The 13,100-nt window shown below is 72.8% G+C and carries 15 protein-coding genes; 11 read left to right on the plus strand and 4 right to left on the minus strand.

What is annotated here, in order from left to right:
• Positions 1-6: 6 nt before the first annotated feature.
• The 7 genes from pilM to Ani05nite_RS28380 all read left to right on the plus strand — a co-directional run bounded on the left by pilM (position 7) and on the right by Ani05nite_RS28380 (position 6,528).
• On the plus strand, positions 7-1,032 hold the full coding sequence (pilM, locus tag Ani05nite_RS28350; RefSeq protein WP_203773348.1) for a type IV pilus assembly protein PilM: 1,026 nt from the start codon (positions 7-9) through the stop codon (positions 1,030-1,032).
• Positions 1,032-1,745, plus strand: a complete 714-nt coding sequence (locus tag Ani05nite_RS28355) for a PilN family protein (protein WP_203773350.1) — start codon at positions 1,032-1,034, stop codon at positions 1,743-1,745. Before pilM ends, Ani05nite_RS28355 begins: the two co-directional genes overlap by 1 nt.
• The gene (locus Ani05nite_RS28360; protein ID WP_203773352.1) at positions 1,745-2,347 is read left to right on the plus strand and encodes a type IV pilus inner membrane component PilO; all 603 of its coding nucleotides are present in this window, start codon (positions 1,745-1,747) and stop codon (positions 2,345-2,347) included. Before Ani05nite_RS28355 ends, Ani05nite_RS28360 begins: the two co-directional genes overlap by 1 nt.
• 2 nt (positions 2,348-2,349) lie before the next feature.
• On the plus strand, positions 2,350-2,550 hold the full coding sequence (locus Ani05nite_RS28365; RefSeq protein ID WP_203773354.1) for a hypothetical protein: 201 nt from the start codon (positions 2,350-2,352) through the stop codon (positions 2,548-2,550).
• 128 nt (positions 2,551-2,678) lie between these two features.
• Positions 2,679-4,388, plus strand: a complete 1,710-nt coding sequence (locus Ani05nite_RS28370; RefSeq protein ID WP_203773356.1) for a putative Ig domain-containing protein — start codon at positions 2,679-2,681, stop codon at positions 4,386-4,388.
• The gene (locus tag Ani05nite_RS28375; RefSeq protein ID WP_203773358.1) at positions 4,388-5,029 is read left to right on the plus strand and encodes a PulJ/GspJ family protein; all 642 of its coding nucleotides are present in this window, start codon (positions 4,388-4,390) and stop codon (positions 5,027-5,029) included. Before Ani05nite_RS28370 ends, Ani05nite_RS28375 begins: the two co-directional genes overlap by 1 nt.
• On the plus strand, positions 5,026-6,528 hold the full coding sequence (locus Ani05nite_RS28380) for a ricin-type beta-trefoil lectin domain protein (protein WP_203773360.1): 1,503 nt from the start codon (positions 5,026-5,028) through the stop codon (positions 6,526-6,528). The genes Ani05nite_RS28375 and Ani05nite_RS28380 overlap by 4 nt, the downstream gene beginning before the upstream one ends.
• A gap of 4 nt (positions 6,529-6,532) precedes the next feature.
• Here Ani05nite_RS28380 and Ani05nite_RS28385 read toward each other — a convergent pair whose 3' ends face one another.
• Both Ani05nite_RS28385 and Ani05nite_RS28390 read right to left on the minus strand, forming a co-directional pair.
• Positions 6,533-7,102, minus strand: coding sequence for a MerR family transcriptional regulator (locus Ani05nite_RS28385; protein WP_203773362.1), 570 nt, complete (start codon positions 7,100-7,102; stop codon positions 6,533-6,535).
• A 46-nt stretch (positions 7,103-7,148) separates the two neighbouring features.
• Positions 7,149-8,444 carry an outer membrane protein assembly factor BamB family protein gene (locus Ani05nite_RS28390; RefSeq protein ID WP_203773364.1) on the minus strand — a complete coding sequence of 432 codons (1,296 nt, stop codon included), beginning with the start codon at positions 8,442-8,444 and terminating at the stop codon, positions 7,149-7,151.
• A gap of 74 nt (positions 8,445-8,518) precedes the next feature.
• Here Ani05nite_RS28390 and Ani05nite_RS28395 point away from each other — a divergent pair, with 74 nt between their 5' ends.
• A complete protein-coding gene (locus Ani05nite_RS28395; protein WP_203773366.1) occupies positions 8,519-9,169 on the plus strand; it encodes a GntR family transcriptional regulator in 651 nt (216 codons plus the stop codon).
• Between the two features lie 5 nt (positions 9,170-9,174).
• Here Ani05nite_RS28395 and Ani05nite_RS28400 read toward each other — a convergent pair whose 3' ends face one another.
• Together Ani05nite_RS28400 and Ani05nite_RS28405 are read right to left on the minus strand one after the other, a co-directional pair.
• Positions 9,175-10,080, minus strand: a complete 906-nt coding sequence (locus Ani05nite_RS28400; protein WP_203773376.1) for an LLM class flavin-dependent oxidoreductase — start codon at positions 10,078-10,080, stop codon at positions 9,175-9,177.
• A gap of 85 nt (positions 10,081-10,165) precedes the next feature.
• Positions 10,166-10,873, minus strand: a complete 708-nt coding sequence (locus Ani05nite_RS28405; RefSeq protein ID WP_203773378.1) for a winged helix-turn-helix transcriptional regulator — start codon at positions 10,871-10,873, stop codon at positions 10,166-10,168.
• A 227-nt stretch (positions 10,874-11,100) separates the two neighbouring features.
• Between Ani05nite_RS28405 and Ani05nite_RS28410 the strand changes: the two genes are divergently transcribed.
• The 3 genes from Ani05nite_RS28410 to Ani05nite_RS28420 are packed head-to-tail and all read left to right on the plus strand — an operon-like array spanning position 11,101 to position 13,066.
• Entirely contained in the window at positions 11,101-12,180 is a 1,080-nt protein-coding gene (locus Ani05nite_RS28410; protein WP_203773380.1) for a class I SAM-dependent methyltransferase, read from the plus strand.
• The gene (locus Ani05nite_RS28415) at positions 12,177-12,557 is read left to right on the plus strand and encodes a nuclear transport factor 2 family protein (RefSeq protein ID WP_203773382.1); all 381 of its coding nucleotides are present in this window, start codon (positions 12,177-12,179) and stop codon (positions 12,555-12,557) included. The genes Ani05nite_RS28410 and Ani05nite_RS28415 overlap by 4 nt, the downstream gene beginning before the upstream one ends.
• Positions 12,554-13,066, plus strand: a complete 513-nt coding sequence (locus Ani05nite_RS28420) for a hypothetical protein (RefSeq protein ID WP_203773384.1) — start codon at positions 12,554-12,556, stop codon at positions 13,064-13,066. The genes Ani05nite_RS28415 and Ani05nite_RS28420 overlap by 4 nt, the downstream gene beginning before the upstream one ends.
• Positions 13,067-13,100 lie beyond the last annotated feature (34 nt).

A 13,100-nucleotide genomic window follows, 5' to 3' on the forward strand; every position in this document is an offset into this window, starting at 1 on the left:
AAACCGATGGCTGGCGTCACTCCGATCGGGCTCGACATCGGCTCGTCCTCCATCCGCGCCGTGGAGGTCCGCCGCACCAAGGACGAGTACTCCCTCACCAACTTCGGCCAGGTGCCCCTGCCGCCCGGCACCGTGCAGGGCGGCAGCCTCGAGGACCCGCTCGCGGTCACCTCGGCGCTCAAGCAGCTCTGGGCCGCCTGCAAGTTCACCACCAAGAAGGTCCGCCTCGGCGTGACCAACCCGCAGCTGGTGGTGCGCGAGACGTCCGTCTCCAACCTGCCCGCCAAGGAGATGCGCCGGTCGCTGCCCTTCCAGGTGCGCGACATGCTGCCGCTGGCCGTCGAACGGTCGCTGCTGGACTTCCGCCCGCTCGAGGAGCCGGGCGACAACCCGACCGTGCGCGGGCTGCTGATCGCCATGCCCAAGGACGCCGTGATGGCGCTGGTCGAGGCCGTCGAGAAGGCCGGGCTGCGGGTGGTCGACGTCGACCTCGCCTCGTTCGCGATGCTGCGCGCCGCCTCCCGGCTGGACGCCCAGGTCGAGGCCATCGTCGACATCGGCGCCGAGATCACCAGCGTGGTCGTGCACGCCGACGGCGAGCCGCTGATCGTGCGGACCGTGCCGCGCGGCGGCACCGAGATCACCGCCAGCATCGCCACCCGGCTCGGACTGACGCCGGCCGAGGCCGAGGCGCTCAAGTGCCGCTACGGCCTGCACGGCGACGAGCGGCCGGGCTCCGCGGAGGCGGTCGCCGACGCGATCCGCCCGCTGGTCAACGAGCTGCGCAGCTCGTTCACCTACCTCGCCTCGGGCGAGCGGCAGAAGCAGGTCACCCGGATCGCGTGCTGCGGCGGCAGCTCCCTGATGCCGGGCCTGGCCGAACACATCCAGCAGCAGCTGGGCGTCCAGGTCATGTACGCCGACGCGGCCAGCCGGCTGCGCGACACCCGCGCGGCCCGCCAGCGCGGCTTCGACAGTTTCGTCCCGTCGGCCGCGGTGTCGATCGGCCTCACCCTGGGAGCGGCAGCCTGATGCCCACCACCCTGATGCCCATCGACCCGGCCGTGTCCCCGCTGCGGGCCAACCGGATCCCGGCGATCTCGGCCAGCCTGCTGCCCGAGGAGACGGTCGCCGGCCGCAACGCCCGCCGCGCCCTGATCTGGGTGGTCGTGATGGTCGTGGTCGTCGCCGGCCTGTGCGCGGCGTGGTTCGCCCTGGCCTACCGCGACAAGCAGGCCGCCGAGCACGAGCTCGACGCGGCCACCGTCACGGTCAGCGACCTCCAGCGCGAACAGCGCACGTACTCCAAGACCGTGCAGGTGCAGAACGAGATCGCCACGCTCGACGGCCAGCTCAAGACGGTGATGGCGAACGACCTGGACTGGAGCGCGCTGCTCGACACCGTGCGCAGCACCGGCACCCCCTCGGGCATCCGCGTCGACGGGGTGAACGGCCAGCTCAACGGGGCGGACGGCGGCGGCGCCGCGGTGTCCAACCCGCTGCCCGCCACCAACGGCGCCACCACGATCGGGGCGCTCACGGTCACCGGCACCGGGCCGGACAAGCAGGCCGTCGCCGCGTACGTCGATGCCCTGGCCAAGCTGACCGTGGTCGCGAACCCGTACGTCACCAACGTGGCGACCGACGAGAAGACCGGCGTCACCTTCAGCCTGACCGTCGACATCACCCAGAACGCGCTCTGCGGCCGGTTCACCGTCGCGTGCAAGCCCGCAGGAGGCAAGTGATGCGTACCCGTCACGCCGACCGGCTGTGGTTGATCGCCGGCGTGGCCGTGGTCGCCCTGCTCACCGCCGTCACCTGGCTGCTGCTGGTCAACCCGCAGCGGGCCGAGGCCGACGACCTGCGGGAGCAGACCGGCACCGCCGAGGCCCAGGCCGCCCAGCTGCGTGCGCGGACGGCCAAGCTGGCGGCCGCCCAGAGCACGATCGGCGAGCTCACCCGCACCCGGGACGCCCGCGCGGCCGCCCTGCCCGCCGGCTCCGGCGTGCCGGCGTTCCTGCGCCAGCTCCAGGGCTCCGGCATCAAGGCCGGGGTCGACGTCAGCGGCATCACCGTCGGCCTGCCGTCGGCCGAGAAGGACGTGGCCGGGGTGTGGTCCCTGCCCATCCAGCTCACCGCGGACGGCACCGCCGCCCAGCTCAGCGCGTTCCTCGACGAGTTGCAGGGCGCCGGGCAGAAGCGGGCGGTGCTGATCCAGACCGCCGCGCTGGGCGGCGGGGACAGCTCGACCGCCGATGCGGCGCGCGAGCTGAGCCTCAGCCTGAGCGTGAAGGCGTTCGTGGCGCCGCCGGCCGGCGGCGGGGTGCCGACGGTCACCTCGGACTGAGCGTGGAGCACGTCGAGGGGGCCATGCACACGCCGGACGGCGCCTGGCGGGTGGAGATCGTGCGCCGCCGGCAGACCCGGTGGTACCGGATCGTGCACGGCGACGACGTCATCGACTGGCTCACCATCGCCTCGGTGGAGCGCATCCTCGACCAGGCCGGCGTCGACCGGCGGTTGCTGGTCGAGACCGACCCGGCCGCGTAGCGCCCGCCGGCCGGCCCGGCCGCGCCCGGCGGCGAACCCTCAACCCCGCCCGGCCCCGGCCGATACAACGGTGACACTCCTGGTGCACGGCCCGGTGGGCCTGCCGCGACCCCGAGGAACGGAAGGGTATGCCGACCGATCGAGCCACCGTCGCGTTGTCGCGCGGTCCCCGCCGCGCCCGGCGCGACGACGACGCCGGCTTCACGCTGATCGAGATGGTGGTCGCGTTGGCCGTCATCGGCACGGTGATGACCGCGATGGCGCCCTTCCTCGCCCAGTCCATGATCGTGGTGCGCGAGCAGCGCATCGAGCAGGCCGCCGTCGAGGTCACCAACGACGCCCTCGAGCGGGCCCGGGCCCTCAAGCCGTCGTCGCTGCTGGTCGGTCGCGGGGCGAACGCCGCCCAGGCGCAGTGGGCGGCCGCCCCGGCGCCGGTCAAGACCTACCTGGCGCTGATGAAGCTCGACTCGAACGCCGCCGACCCCGACGCCGGGGCCACCGCGGCCCTGCCGACCACCCCGCGGACCGTGACGGTCGGCGCGCAGAAGTACACCCAGCAGTGGTACGTGGGCCGCTGCTGGCAGCCCAAGGTCGACCCGACCCTGACGACGGCCACCATCGCCACCTGCGGGGCCACCGAGACCACCGGCTACGTGCCGTTCTTCCGCGTCGTGGTCGCCGTGTCCTGGTCGGTCCCCTCGTCGATCAACCGGGGCCCGTGCGTCCAGGGCGCGTGCGTCTACGTCGCCACGACGCTGGTCAGCACGGGCACCGACCTCGTCTTCGACACCAAGCGCCCGGCGCCCACCGCCACCCCGCCCGGCAACCAGCTCGCCTACCTGGGCCTCTCGACCAGCCTGCAGCTCGCCGCCACCGGTGGCTGGCTGCCACGCACGTGGACGGCGACCGGCCTGCCGCCCGGACTCACCCTCACGGCGTCCACCGGCGCCATCGCCGGCACCCCGACGACGGCCGGCTCCTACCCGGTCACGATCCTGGTGACCGACCGGGACAACAAGACCGATGACGCGACGTTCACCTGGGCCGTGGCCGCGCTGCCCGCGCTGACCAGCGCCGGCGACCAGACCAGCCGGGTCGGCACCGCCGTCTCGCTGCCCGTCGCCGTCACCGGCGGCCACCAGCCGATGTCGTGGGTGGCGACCGGCCTGCCGGCCGGGCTGACCGTCAACGCGACGACCGGCGTGATCACCGGCACCCCGACCACCGAGGCGAAGACCATGAAGCCGGTCACCGTCACGGTCACCGACGCCGGCACGAAGACCGCCTCGGTCACCTTCAACTGGCGGGTGCTCACTCCCGTGTCGGTGGTCAACCCGGGCACGCAGACCTTCAGCAGCGGCTCGTCCAGCGCGAACTTCAGCGTGCCGGTGTCCGGCGGGCTGCCCCCGTACACCTGGCAGGCCACCGACCTGCCGGACGGTCTCACCATGAGCACCTCCGGCGTGGTGTCCGGCACCGCGGTCAACCCCACCCGGTACGTGGTCACCGCGGTCGCCACCGACAGCGCGGGCGGCACCGGGACGATCGTCGTCGTCTGCAACGTGACACCGCGCACCGCGGAGCTCACGGTGACCAGTCCGCTCGCCGACCGCAGCAGCCCGGTCAACGTGGCCCTCACGTCCTTCTCCGCGGCGGCCGCCGGCGGGGCCGCCTCGCGCACCTGGACCGGCACCAACCTGCCGCCCGGCATCACGATCAGCGCGGCCGGGCTGATCAGCGGCAAGCCCACCGCGAAGGGCTCGTCCGTCGTGCGGCTCACGGTGAAGGACGCCACGGGCAAGCTCGCCCACTCCATGTTCGTCTGGACGGTGACGTGATGGCCCGGTCCCGTGCCGCGGACGCCGACGAGGCCGGCTTCTCGCTGGTCGAGATCCTGGTGACCCTGTCGGTGATGAGCGTGGTGATGGTCATGTTCACCACCGCCGTCCTGCAGATCTACGGCAACAGCAACACGGCGCAGACCATCGCCGCCTCCCGGTCCCAGCTCAACCAGGCGTTCCAGCGGTTCGATCGGGAGGTGCGGTACGCGTCCTGGATCGCCACCCCCGGCAAGGTCGACACGGCCTGGTACGTGGAGTTCGCCTCCTCGGACGCCAAGCAGTGCCTGCAACTGCGGCTGGAGACGGCGCCCGCCCAGGCCAAGGACAACAACACCGACGGGACCGGCGTGCTGCAGCTGCTGCGCTGGACTCCCGGCGCGCCGCCGGCCAAGAACCAGCCGGGTCAGACCATCGCCTCCCAGCTGGTCACCGACGCCGCCGGCCCGTTCACGCTGGTGCCGGCCGGCGTCTCCAGCACCGCCGATCCGTCTTTCACGCCGGACTTCCAGGCGCTGCGCGTGCAGCTGACCGCCCGCGTCGGGGTCAGCACCGCCACGGTGAGCACCACCTTCACCGCCCTGAACACCTCCCGCAACACCCCGTCGACCCACGCCTGCAGCGCAGGAAGGCCATCATGATCAGCTTTCGGCGCCGTACCGGGAACGACCACGGCTCGATGCCGCTGGCCATGCTCGTCGCCATGGTGGGCATGCTGGTGAGCACCGCGCTCGTCCCGGTGGTGGTCAACCAGATCGGCGGCACCCGCATCGTCTCCGGGCGCACCCAGGAGCTCCAGGTCGCCCAGGCCGGCATCGACATGGCCCTGGGCCAGTTGCGCGCCGCCGCCACGGCCGGCGCGGGCGACCTCGAGAAGCTGCCGCCCTGCACGCTGACCGGCGCCGGCACCGACGGCTGGAACTACCGGGTGACCATCACGTACTACCAGCTCGGCGAGGACGCCAGCGACCCGGTGCCGCAGGCCTGCCCGCCGATCTACGTGCCGGTCAGCGCCACCCTGACGGCCACCGGCGGCCGGGCGCCCGCCGCCTCGCTGACCGTGGGCAGCGCCGGTTCCCGCACGATCGAGTCGACGTACACGTTCCACACCAACAACGAGAACATCACCGGCGGGGCGCTGCAGCTGGCCTCGCCCACCACCAACCCGCTCTGCATGGACGCCGGCGCCGACTCGTCGCCCGCGGCCGGCGCGCCGCTGAAGGTCCAGCTCTGCAAGGCCGGCGGCAGCAGCGACCAGCGGTTCGCCTACACCGCGGACCTGAACATCAAGCTGGTCGGCTCCGAGACGGCAGCGGCGCCCGAAGGCATGTGCGTGGATGTCCCGTACCCGCGCGCGACCGGCGACGCCGCCGTCTTCCAGCCGTGCCTGGGCCTGGCGCCGCGCCAGCAGTGGAGCCTCAACGACAGCTCCAACTTCAGCAGCACCCGGGAGACCACCGTCAAGCTGGGTGACTTCTGCCTGGCGCTCAAGGTGGCCGGCACCGCCGGCACGCCCATCGTGCTGGGCAGCTGCGGCGGCACCGCGAACCAGAACATCTTCCGGCCGCAGCCGGGGGTGGGCGCCGGCATGGCCTCGGCCAAGGTCAACCAGCTGGTGAACTTCAAGCAGTTCAGCCGCTGCCTGGACGTCACCAACTTCACGCCCACCTTCAGCTACATGATCGTGTGGTTCTGCAAGCAGTCGCCCGACGGCAACGTGCCGTGGAACCAGAAGTGGTACATGCCGGCCCAGGCCGCGTCGGTGGCCACCGCCGTACCCGGCCAGATCCGGTCGGGCAATCCCACGGCCCCGGCGTACTGCCTGCTCAGTCCCGGCTCCACCGCCACGACCAAGTACGTCACGATGGCCCGCTGCGACTCGACCGACGCCGCCACCATCGCCGCCATGAAGTGGACCGTGCTGGGCGACACCGGCGAGTACACGACCAGCTACCGCATCGTCGACTCGTTCGGCTACTGCCTCACCCCGACCGACCTGACCGTGACCAACCCGGACACCCACACCGACGGCACGGCCAAGGTGAAGGTCGCCGCCTGCAGCAAGGCGGAGCTGCAGAAGTGGAACGCCCCGGCCAACCTCAACCAGCCGCTGGCCCTGACCAACACGCGGGAGAAGTAGGGCGTCACCGCGGTGGGGACGGGCGGCTGCGCTGCAACTCGGCGACCTCCTCCGGCGTCATGCGGTCGTGCCAGGCCCGGCGGCGTTCCGCCATCTCGGCCTGCTCCCGCGGGCTGAGCCGGGCCATGGCCGCCTGCCGACGCTGCGCCATCGCCCGGAATTCCTCGGGTGTGTAGGTGTGTTCCACAGCGGTCATCTCCTCGATCAATCGGATCAGGACCGCCGCGGACGGGGCGCCCGCGGCGTCGAACTGTCCCAGCACCACCGCGAGCCGGTCGCGCAGCCGGGTCGCCCGGGCGATCCGGTCGCGGACCTGATCCAGCTGGTGGCGCAGCAGCTCGCGGGGCTCGGGCCCGGAGCCGTCCAGCAGCGCCGCGATCTCGGCCAGCGAGAAGCCGAAGCCGCGCAGCGCGACCACCCGGTGCAGCCGGCGGACGTCGGCGCCGGTGTACCGCCGGTGCCCGGCCGCGGTGCGCAGGGAGGGCCGCGCGAGCCCGATCTCGTCGTAGTGGTGCAGGGTGCGCACGGTCAGGCCGGTGGCCGTGGCCAGCTCACCGACGCTCCAGGTGCTCATGCGCCCGACGCTAGTTCCTCCCGTTACGTCAGGAGCAAGCCCGCGGTCAGGGGATCCGCCAGACCGTCGTCGGTCCGGCGCTCGTCGGGCAGGCCAGGTAGGGACGGCGGACCAGGCAGCCGTACGGCGCCCCGGTCTGCAATGCCCCGACGGTGTGGGCCGGGCCGCCGCCCGGGTCCGGCACCGTGACCCAGACCCGGCCGGCCGCCTCGGTGTCCTCGCGCAGCTCCAGCCCGCCCACCGGGTACGTGCGGCCGAGTTTGCGCCGCACCGCCCCGGTCCGGGCGTCGAGGATCGCCGACTCCGGGACCTCCTGCTGGTCCCAGGCGAGCAGCGTCCCGTCGCCCTGTTCGAACGCGTCGCTCCAGGCCGGGTCGGACCAGCGCACCGAGCCGTCGCTCGGGTCGAGCCCGCTCACCCAGCGGGTGTCCGAGATGCACAGCACCGGCCCGCAGTCGTGCACGAAACCGGTCGGTCCGTCCGCGGTGCGCCACCGCCGGCTCAGGTCGGGCAACCGGTACGCGGTCAGCGACGCCCGCCCCTGGTCGCGCCGGGACATGTAGAGCTGGTCGCCGGAGACGGTGACCCCCACGAAGTCGCCCTGGAACGTGCCCTCCGACTCCGCCGGCAGCCGTACGCCGAGGTCGCCCTCGCCCAGCACGGAACCGTCGGCGAACTGCAGCGTGGTGACGTGCCCGTCGACGCCGAGCACCACGATCCGGTCGGGGTCGGCGGTGAACAGGTCGTCGCTGAGGATCTCGCCGACCCCGTCGACGACCCGGCGCCAGATCGTCGCGCCGGTGCGCGCGGAGGCGAGCCTCAGCTCCGTGCTGCCGTCGCCGGCGTCGAGGCGCAGCAGCGCGCGCCCCCGGCTCAGGGCGACCACCGTGGCGTCCGGCTCGGCGAGGTGCCACAGCACCTTGCCGGTGGTGGCGTCCAGGAACGACATCCGCGGGGCGGTGCCGGACCGGGCCAGCAGCACCCCGCCGTCGAGCATCAGGTTCTGCGTGTCGTGCGGCAGGGAGGTCGCCCACAGCTGCTCCCCGCCGGGCAGCGCGTAACGGCGGATGCCCGACTCGCTGGCGGGGCTCGCGCCGAAGCTGGCGGTGTAGAGGGCGTCCGCCCCGAGGGTGAACGCCGCCGCGGCCGTACCCCCGGCGGCCAGGACCGGCCGCAGCGTCCCGGCCGGCGGCGCGGCCGCGACCAGCGTGGCCAGCGCGGCGACCAGCACGGCGAGAACCAGGACGGGCCGCGGGGCACGCGGCCGCAGCGACGCCGCCGCCGCTCCCGGCTCGGCGCGCGGCGGCGCGTCGAGATCGATGAGAGGTACGGCGTCGGGCACGGGTTCAGCATGCCTGGTGAAGGGGGCAGTGGGTACGGTCCGCTGCCGATCATCACTGTGGGTAGGCTGCCGGTATGTCTTACACGGTGCCGCCGACCCGCACGGCCGCGGTCGTCCAACAGCTCCGTAACGAGATCGTCACGGGCGAGCTGCCACCCGGGACGCTCATCAAGGATGCCGAACTGGCGGCCCGGCTGGGCGTCAGCATCACGCCGGTGCGGGAGGCCATCGCCCAGCTGTCGGTGGAGGGCCTGATCGACATCGCCCCCAACCGCACCCGGCACGTCACCAAGATGACCCAGAAGAACGCGCTCGAGCTGATCGACGTGATGGGCGTGCTGGCGTGCGCGGGCTTCGAGTGGGGCGTGGAGAACCTGACCGCGACCCACATCGATCTGATGCGCCAGCGGCAGAAGGAGTTCGTCGAGGGCCTGCGCACCGGCAACGTGCTGGCGGCGGGCGCGGCGGGCGCCGACTTCAGCACCGTCGCGATCCTGGCCAGCGGCAACCGCGAGCTGCAGTCCATGGTCGACCTGGTGGTGGCCCGCACGCTGCGGATCCTGGCGATGGGCGCGGACAGCAACCTCTGGGAGGTCTGGATCTCCGGCCACGAGGAGGTGCTGGAGCATCTCGAGGCCGGCGACACGACGGGCGCCCTGGAGCGCTACAAGAAGATCTACGTCGAGTTCCGGACCAGGATCGAGCCGACCCTCTTCGCCGAGTAGCGGGGCTACGCCCGGGCCAGGCGCGGCAGGAGCGGACCGAGGGCGTCCAGGCCGGCCCGGCGTACGGCATAGCGGGTGATCCCCCACCGCTCCCGGTGGGCCCGCACCGCCGCGACGATCTCGTCCGCCGTCCCGACCAGCAGGAACGGCACCTGGCGCAGCTCCTCGACGCTCATCTCGAGCCGCCCGGCGTGCTCGGCGAGGAAGCCGTCGGCGTCGTCGGTCACCTCGACCAGCTGCACGAGCGCCTCCAGCACCGCGTCGCCGCCGGCCCGGGCCAGCTCGACCTGCGCGTCGATGTCGGCCAGCCGCCAGCGGGCCTCGTGCTGGTGCCCGTCGGCCTTGGTGCGGCCGAAGCCGGTCAGCCCCACGATGTCGGCGTGCCCACCGGCCCAGCGCAGCAACCGGGAGTTCGCCGTGCCGATCAGCAGCGGGATGCGCTGCTGGACCGGCCGGGGCTGCTCCAGCAGCGCGTTGAGCATCGTCAGCTCGGGCGTGGCCACGGTGACCTTCTCCCCGGCGAGCAGCCGGGTGGTCGCCTCGGCGACGGCGATGCACCGGTCGACGCGGCCGCGCACACCCGGCCGGACGTGGCCGATCGCGTCCCACTCGGCGCCGGTGTGCCCGGCGCCCAGACCGAGCAGGGCGCGGCCGCCGGAGACCACGTCCAGGGTGGCCACGTCGCCGGCCAGCAGGATCGGCTCGCGGACGGCCGCGTTGGCGACGTACGACCCCAGCCGGAGGGTGCTGGTGACCGCGGCGGCGGCCGCCAGCGCCACGAACGGCGAGGCGCAGGAGCCCGGGTGGTCGGCCGCCAGCAGCGTGTCGAAGCCGGCGGCCTCCGCGCGGCGGGCGAGCTCCAGCCAGTCGGCGGCGTCGGTGGGCTGCGCCTGGAGCGCGAAGTCGGCCATGGGCGATTCTGGCCCGGCCCGGGCGGTGGCGCCGACCCGTCGGCCCTCGTTTCGCTGTCGGCGTACCCGCGGCCGCGCCGGTCGTTCAGGCGGTCAGGACCTCCCGGCGCCGGCGTTGTTCGGCCCGCCGCAGGCTGTGCGCGAACAGCGTGGTGTCGAACCAGGTGGGGAAGGCCCGGGCCAGGCGGCTCGGCCCGAGGAATCGCGCGTGCCCGTTGCTGACGATGTCGCGGAAGGGCACGAGCCCGATGAGCCAGCGGTGCATCTGGGCGGTGTCGGCCTCCAGGGCGAGGTCGACGGCCAGGCCCTGGTCGTCCTTGCAGACCGTGATGCCCGGGCGCTGGATGTCGAGCCAGCCCTGGGCGCCGCCGGCCCCGGTGAGGACGAGGTGCACCACGGTGCGGGTCTCGGGGAGCTTCGCCGGGATGGCGACCTGATGGGTACGCCAGATCAGCGTCAGGCCGTCGCATTCCTCGGCGCTGGGGTCGCCGAACATCCATTCGGCCGCCCAGGAGCCCATGGCCCACACGATGGGGGTCAGCGCCTGACCGGCCGCGGTCAGCGCATAGACGCCCGGGTGTCCGGCCCGGCTCGCCTCGTGCGTCATCAGCCCCCGTCGCTGCAGCTCGCGCAGCCGCTGGGCGAGCATGGTGCGGCTCATCCGGGGAATGCCCCGGTGGATCTCGTTGAAGCCGCCGGCGCCGACCATCACCTCGCGAATGATCAACGGGGTCCAGCGGTCCCCCAGCACCTCGACGCCGGCGGCGATCGGGCAGTACTCCCTGCGGTCCATCCGCCCAGCGTGCTCCCTGAAACGGCCGCCGGGTAGTACGAATTCTGTACCGCCGCCCGGCGGGCCGGCCCGGCGATCGGCCCGATTCGTCACCCTTCGCGGCCCGGCGGGGGCGGCCCGGGGCGGTACGACATCGTCACTGGTCGCCGCCGCGCGGGTCCCCGCATCCTCGGCTCAGGCATTCATCCGGGTCCGTCGTGGGCCCGGGCCGACGAGCGGAGACACACATGACGACAACGGATGTCCCGGCCCTGGACGAGGCGAAGCTCGAGGCCTTCGTCGGGCAGGCGGTGCTCGACATGGGCGCGGCCATCTCGGGCCTGCTGGTGCACCTGGGCGACCGGCTGGGTCTGTACAAGACGATGGCCGGCGCGGGCCCGATGACCTCGGCCACGCTGGCCGAGCGGACCGGCACGGCCGAGCGGTACGTGCGCGAGTGGCTGGCCAACCAGGCCGCCGGCGGCTACGTCGTCTACGACCCGGCCGGCCTTACCTACGAGTTACCCGCCGAACAGGCCATGGTCGTCGCCAACGAGGACAGCCCGGTCTTCCTCGCCGGCGCGTTCGAGACCATCGCCGCCTGCTACGCCGATCACGCCGTACTCCTCGACGCGTTCCGCACCGGCGCCGGAATCGGCTGGCACGCCCACGACGAGCGGCTGTTCTCCGGCGTCGTACGGCTCTTCCGGCCCGGCTACGCCGCCCACCTCGTCAGCGAATGGCTGCCGGCGCTCGACGGCGTGGTCGACAAGCTGCGGGCCGGCGCGAGGGTCGCCGACGTCGGCTGCGGGTACGGCGCGTCCACGATCATCATGGCGCGGGCCTTCGAGCACTCCACGTTCGCCGGCTTCGACATCCACCAGCCCTCCATCCGGTCCGCCCGCGCCGCCGCCGCCGAGGCCGGCCTGCGGACGCGGGCGACCTTCGACGTCGCCGCCGCCCAGGACCTGCCGGGCCACGGCTACGACCTGGTGTGCCTGTTCGACACCCTGCACGACATGGGCGATCCGGTCGGCGCCGCCCGCCGCATCCGTCAGGCGCTGGCCCCGGACGGCACCCTGCTGCTGGTCGAGCCCAACGCGGGTGACGCCCTCGAGCAGAACCTCAACCCCGTCGGCCGCACCTTCTACGGCCTGTCCACGGCCGTCTGCACCCCGGGTTCGCTGGCCCAGGAGGTCGGCCTCGGGCTCGGCGCGCAGGCCGGCGAACACCGGCTCGCGGCCGTGCTCGGGGAGGCCGGGTTCAGCCGCGTACGGCGGGTCGCCGAAACCCCGTTCAGCATCGTCCTGGAGGCCCGCCCGTCATGACCATCGACGCAACCGTCACCGAAGCCGTGGTCCGCCAGCACCTGCGGGCGTTCCTCGAACAAAGGGGCGTCGCCGCGATAGTGAGCGACTACGACGAGGACGCGCACTTCTACAGCGCCGACCGGATCTACCGCGGGAAACGGGAGATCCGCGGCTTCTTCGAGGACTTCATGGCGGCCCTGCCGAGCCGGGCGGTCGACCGTTTCACGCTCAGGAGCCTGCAGGTCGACCGGGACGTCGCCTGCATCACCTGGTGCGTGGGCAGCGACATCCCGCTCGGCACCGACACCTTCGTGGTGGGCAACGGCAAGATCGTCTCCCAGACGTTCGCCATGTACGCGGCGCCCGCCGACGACCACCGCCGGGAGGCGTCATGAGCACCCGAGCCGGTCGCTTCTCCCGGGTGTTCCTGGCGCGCCCGGTCCTCGCGATGATTCTCGGCGTGGTGCTCGCGGGCATGCCGGTGACGCAGGCGGCCGCGTACGCCTCCGCGCCGAATCCCGGCGACTTTCTCGCGCTGACGACAGACCGGTCGAATCCCGATGTCGTGACCTTCACGCTCACCGCGGACACCGCGGTCGGCGACTGCGTGGCGCTGAGCGGCGGCACCCTGCAGGTGCCACGGCCGTCCGCCTCGGGACTGACGTACGTGGCGTGGACGCAACGGGCGTACACCCAGAAGACCAAGAACTACGACCAGTGGCACAGCGAGCTCACGCTGCTGGGCGCGGACGGCGGTAGCTACCTCGTCCCGACCAGGGTGGACAGCGACAAGATGAGCACGGCTTGGCAGGTCTACGGGTGGACCAAGCACTCGATCGTCTTCCCGATGACCTCGGCGTTCTACGCACAGATCAACGGCGTGCAGTGGGTCGCCTACTGCTGAGACCCGCCGCACCCCGGCGAAGGCCCGGACCGCG

It is taken from the genome of Actinoplanes nipponensis (assembly GCF_016862275.1).
Classification (GTDB): domain Bacteria; phylum Actinomycetota; class Actinomycetes; order Mycobacteriales; family Micromonosporaceae; genus Actinoplanes; species Actinoplanes nipponensis.

Bases quoted from the DNA above. Each gene is read 5' to 3' on its own strand.
- Ani05nite_RS28385 (WP_203773362.1), bottom strand. From the start codon at position 7,102: ATGAGCACCTGGAGCGTCGGTGAGCTGGCCACGGCCACCGGCCTGACC.
- pilM (WP_203773348.1), top strand. From the start codon at position 7: ATGGCTGGCGTCACTCCGATCGGGCTCGACATCGGCTCGTCCTCCATC.
- Ani05nite_RS28375 (WP_203773358.1), top strand. From the start codon at position 4,388: ATGGCCCGGTCCCGTGCCGCGGACGCCGACGAGGCCGGCTTCTCGCTG.
- Ani05nite_RS28370 (WP_203773356.1), top strand. From the start codon at position 2,679: ATGCCGACCGATCGAGCCACCGTCGCGTTGTCGCGCGGTCCCCGCCGC.
- Ani05nite_RS28395 (WP_203773366.1), top strand. From the start codon at position 8,519: ATGTCTTACACGGTGCCGCCGACCCGCACGGCCGCGGTCGTCCAACAG.
- Ani05nite_RS28360 (WP_203773352.1), top strand. From the start codon at position 1,745: ATGCGTACCCGTCACGCCGACCGGCTGTGGTTGATCGCCGGCGTGGCC.
- Ani05nite_RS28355 (WP_203773350.1), top strand. From the start codon at position 1,032: ATGCCCACCACCCTGATGCCCATCGACCCGGCCGTGTCCCCGCTGCGG.
- Ani05nite_RS28415 (WP_203773382.1), top strand. From the start codon at position 12,177: ATGACCATCGACGCAACCGTCACCGAAGCCGTGGTCCGCCAGCACCTG.
- Ani05nite_RS28380 (WP_203773360.1), top strand. From the start codon at position 5,026: ATGATCAGCTTTCGGCGCCGTACCGGGAACGACCACGGCTCGATGCCG.
- Ani05nite_RS28420 (WP_203773384.1), top strand. From the start codon at position 12,554: ATGAGCACCCGAGCCGGTCGCTTCTCCCGGGTGTTCCTGGCGCGCCCG.
- Ani05nite_RS28405 (WP_203773378.1), bottom strand. From the start codon at position 10,873: ATGGACCGCAGGGAGTACTGCCCGATCGCCGCCGGCGTCGAGGTGCTG.
- Ani05nite_RS28410 (WP_203773380.1), top strand. From the start codon at position 11,101: ATGACGACAACGGATGTCCCGGCCCTGGACGAGGCGAAGCTCGAGGCC.
- Ani05nite_RS28400 (WP_203773376.1), bottom strand. From the start codon at position 10,080: ATGGCCGACTTCGCGCTCCAGGCGCAGCCCACCGACGCCGCCGACTGG.